This window comes from Pseudomonadota bacterium (genome assembly GCA_026390555.1).
GTDB lineage: Bacteria > Bdellovibrionota_C > UBA2361 > UBA2361 > OMII01 > OMII01.
In genome coordinates this window covers 1-3,791 of the sequence record JAPLFS010000088.1, presented here as the reverse complement: position 1 = coordinate 3,791, position 3,791 = coordinate 1, and the positions used below count along the sequence as shown (strand labels likewise).

Here is a 3,791-nt window from a genome sequence, read left to right as displayed (position 1 = left end):
TGCGTGGAGCTTTGCAGAGGATCCTCGACCAGAAGCCGTTCTATATGCCGTGGGAGGTTGAGGTTCGAAATACAGAGGAGCTACTAGCAGCACTTGATTTTAAGCCAAGTATCATCATGCTCGATAACTTTTCTGATGATGACATACGCGCTGCGATGGCGTTGTTGGCGAAATCGCCGTATCGACCCCTGATTGAGGTTTCAGGCGCCGTAACCAAAAAACGCTTGTCAGCACTTAGGGAGCTGGGCGTTGATGCGGTGTCGGCTGGGTTCCTAACTACACATGCACCGAACGTAGATATCTCGATGCGGATGGTAAATCCTAGCTAGCATGACTACAAGCTATAGCCTTATTACCTTAGCTGGCTACGCCTCTGTTCGAATCTACGATGAGGTTTCTTCGACCATGGATGTGGCGCGTGCCGCGCTGCAGGAGACTGGAGCGCCATCAGGGCAGCACTCTATAGTTATTGCAGAGAGACAGAGCTCCGGCAGGGGACGCCAGGGGAGGAGTTGGGGCTCATCCAAGGGAGCCTTTATGGGTACCTATGTTTTTTCAACTGAGGCCCCTGTTTCGCAGCTCTCGGGATATTCGCTCGTTGTTGGTGTGGCGATCGCGCGGGTTGTTGCTTCATTCGGAGTAACTATTCAGCTAAAATGGCCTAACGATCTCGTTGTTGTTGAGAATAATGAGCTTAAAAAGCTAGGGGGGATATTAATAGAGGTGCAGGACTTGGGAGCCTCGCGTGCTATTCTGGTTGGGGTTGGTCTTAACCTGACCGAGCACCCCCTAGATGTCGCTCATTCAGCATCGCTACAGAGCGTCTCTGGGCGAAGTATATCTAGAGCTGAGATGCTGCCAAGCATGAGTGCAGAGCTACTGGCGTGTCACGCAGCTTTTATAGGGCAGGGTGGGTTTGAGGGTTTTCGAGCGGAGTGGGAATCACTGAGCTGTTTTGAAAACAATTGCACTACACTTACGATAGATCAGGGGGAGCGCTGCCTTACTGGAATATATCTGGGGGTAGATTCAAACGGAGCGTTGCGGCTAGGGTCTAGCGACGGGGAGCAGCTAGTGCACTCCGGCCACGTTACGCAGCTCTCTGAGTTAAGATCGCAAACCCCTCATGGGTCGATTTGCGGAGCAAATCGGGGGTGACAATTATTGGTTCCTCCCCGATAAGTATGGGTACATTAGATGGAAAACCCCTGCGCGGGAACGTGAACCGCTTCCCGTTACCTGCTCCCGCTCCGATAGCGGAAACTTATTTCGAGCGGCAAGTTTATACTGGGGTGAATAGTTACTCAACCTCTCTAAATACACCATGCAGCGCAGCGGGAAGCTCCCCGACCGTAGTTGCGATAAAGGTCCCCCCGATCTCTTGTGTAAGTTGCGCTATGTCTGAGGGGGTATTAGAGGGTGTTTCGCTTGAGTTATTAACTCCGATTACGTAGAGCGCTACACCCTTACGGCTCATGCCGGAGAGAGCCCGCCCCTTTAGAGCTGCGGTTGTAGAGCTAGAGGCCGAATCCGGTCCGTTGGTTAGCACGATAATAGCTCCTCTATTCTGCTCCGGAGAGGCCTCTGCGTAGAGATCTATCGCCATAATTAGGGCATCCTTAATAGCGCTTGCACCGGAGCCTCTAATCTCTAAGATCGCATCCTTAAAGGCTCCTAGATCGGCCGTGGGTGCACTAAGCAGCTCCGGCCTGGTAGATGATGAAACGAGAGCGAAGGTATCTCTACGCGCACCATCCGCTAGAATAAATTGAGAGAGCTCCCGTTTGATCGTCTCAGAGAGAGCTCGGGTAAGCCTTGAGGAGCTGTCGACTACGAAGGTAACGGTAGATGGTTTTTTAATTGAATGCCAGGGAGCCAGTAGACGCTCTACGGCCTGGACCGCAGGTTGCGCCCCTTCGTTATTAAGAGCTAGAGGCTCATCAAACCCCAACTGCTTAAAGGGAGCGAGTCGCTCGGAGTTTGTAAGGAAGGTGATAATTAGCTGCTGCGCCTCGCGTGCTGCTGTCGATGTTGTCTTACTCTGTAAGGCACAGAGCTGATAATTCAACCTTAGTTCGGGGAGTACGGCCGGCAGGAACTGTAATGAAGTATTGGGCGCGACTAGGTTGTGGGCTTTCACCTGTTGGCGTGTTGTAATTGCAACTAACGGCCGCCCTTCTTGGCGTAGCGCCATCCATTCGAGCATGGCACGATCGGAGGCAAAGTAACGTGAGATGCGGCGCTGCGAAGGGCGCAACGCCTGCTCAGATTCAGTGCTGGAGGTAGGAAGGAGGCTCTCTACCTTTGATTTGAGCACCGTGGCTCCAGACATAATAAGGGTCGAGACCCCAGAGACTGAAGAGCTTGGTAGTCCGGCCAGAATCATCGGTGTTCGCGCAAGATCGCGTTCGGTCGAATCTAAAATAAACTGCCCGTAAAGAGCGCTGCCGCCGTCTTGCTCAACAGCGAAGGTGTTAGAGCTGATAAAGGCTACACCCATGACGGTTGAGGCGATAGCGCGGCACCCATCTATACTATATTTTTCTTGAGAGTGTTTTTCCTCTAGCTGCTTTTCTTGACTAAGGCGTGAGCGTGCAAACTCAAGCAGTGCTGAGTTTGAGGAGAGCCATACCGCTGTCTTATGATTTAGAGCGGAGTCGGAAACTACCTGTGTAGCCGCTACGCCATCAGCCGTTACTGCGGTAAGGCGCACTACCGTCCCGATGCCAGTTAATAGACGGGCAGCGTTAAGGGCTTCAATAGATGGGCGCACAATCTCTAGCGTCTCTGATGGAAGTATTAACCGGACCTCCTCTATTGGCACGGGGCTAGTGTTATCTGAGGACTCTCTGGAGCATGCGCTAAGGAGGCACAACGCGATTGCTATAACTTTAAGATCGGTGCGGCGTGTATCCCTTGTCATACTTAAGTCTTACTTGCGCGTTGCCTTTCTCCCCGCGGCCCTATCTTCCGAGATCTGTTTGAGTCGTACCTGTAGACGCCGCCACTGTCCGGCCTTTATGGCAGGGTTACCCATATAATCACCCGGCTCGTTAATCGAATGGGTAACGCCGCACCAGCCAGCTACGCGAGTACCTGGAGCGATATATAAATGATCCGCCACACCGCTCGCCCCACCAATAATGACCCCCGCCCCTATAACGGTGCTGCCGCCGATAGCTACGTGAGCACATATTAGGCAGTTCTCTCCGACTGTCACGTTGTGCCCGATCTGAACTAGGTTGTCGATCTTAGTTCCTGCGCCGATCGTAGTTGCGCCAATACTGCCACGATCGATACATGTATTTGCGCCGATCTCCACTCTGTCGCCAATCTCAACATGCCCAACCTGCGGAACTTTGCGAATGCCATAACGTGGATCGGGGGTGTATCCGAAACCATCAGCCCCTATTACAGAGTTGTCATGGATCGTTATGTTTTTTCCGAGAATGGAACCCTCTCTGATTCTGACCCCACTAAAGAGTTCGACGTTGCTGCCGATCGTAACTCCTTCATAAATGCGAACGTGTGGATGCAATATAGAGTTATCTCCAATAATAGAGCCCTGAGCTACGTTACAGTGCGCTCCGATTGAAACGGCAGCCCCTATTACGACATCCTCTGCGATGATAGCGCTTGGATGAATGCCTGGGGTTGGTTTTGTCTGTTCAAAAAATAACGGAAGGAGGTCCAGGAAGGCGTTGTATGGATCCGTAACAACGATAACGCTAGCTGCCGTTTCTGATAGAACCTTAGGGAGCATATCCTGAGCAACGAGGATGGCCATGGCG

General features: G+C 52.2%; 4 protein-coding genes. 2 read left to right on the top strand and 2 right to left on the bottom strand.

Annotated elements, in window-relative coordinates:
• A partial coding sequence (locus NTV65_11475) for a nicotinate-nucleotide diphosphorylase (carboxylating) (GenBank protein ID MCX6115816.1) occupies positions 1 to 329 on the top strand: 329 nt, incomplete at its 5' end.
• Between the two features lies 1 nt (position 330).
• Positions 331 to 1,158 (top strand): biotin--[acetyl-CoA-carboxylase] ligase, encoded by an 828-nt coding sequence (locus NTV65_11470; GenBank protein ID MCX6115815.1) that lies wholly within the window; start codon positions 331 to 333, stop codon positions 1,156 to 1,158.
• Between the two features lie 142 nt (positions 1,159 to 1,300).
• Here NTV65_11470 and NTV65_11465 read toward each other — a convergent pair whose 3' ends face one another.
• Both NTV65_11465 and lpxD read right to left on the bottom strand, forming a co-directional pair.
• Positions 1,301 to 2,923 carry a VWA domain-containing protein gene (locus NTV65_11465; GenBank protein MCX6115814.1) on the bottom strand — a complete coding sequence of 541 codons (1,623 nt, stop codon included), beginning with the start codon at positions 2,921 to 2,923 and terminating at the stop codon, positions 1,301 to 1,303.
• Between the two features lie 9 nt (positions 2,924 to 2,932).
• On the bottom strand, positions 2,933 to 3,791 hold an 859-nt coding region (gene lpxD / locus NTV65_11460; GenBank protein MCX6115813.1), incomplete at its 5' end, for a UDP-3-O-(3-hydroxymyristoyl)glucosamine N-acyltransferase.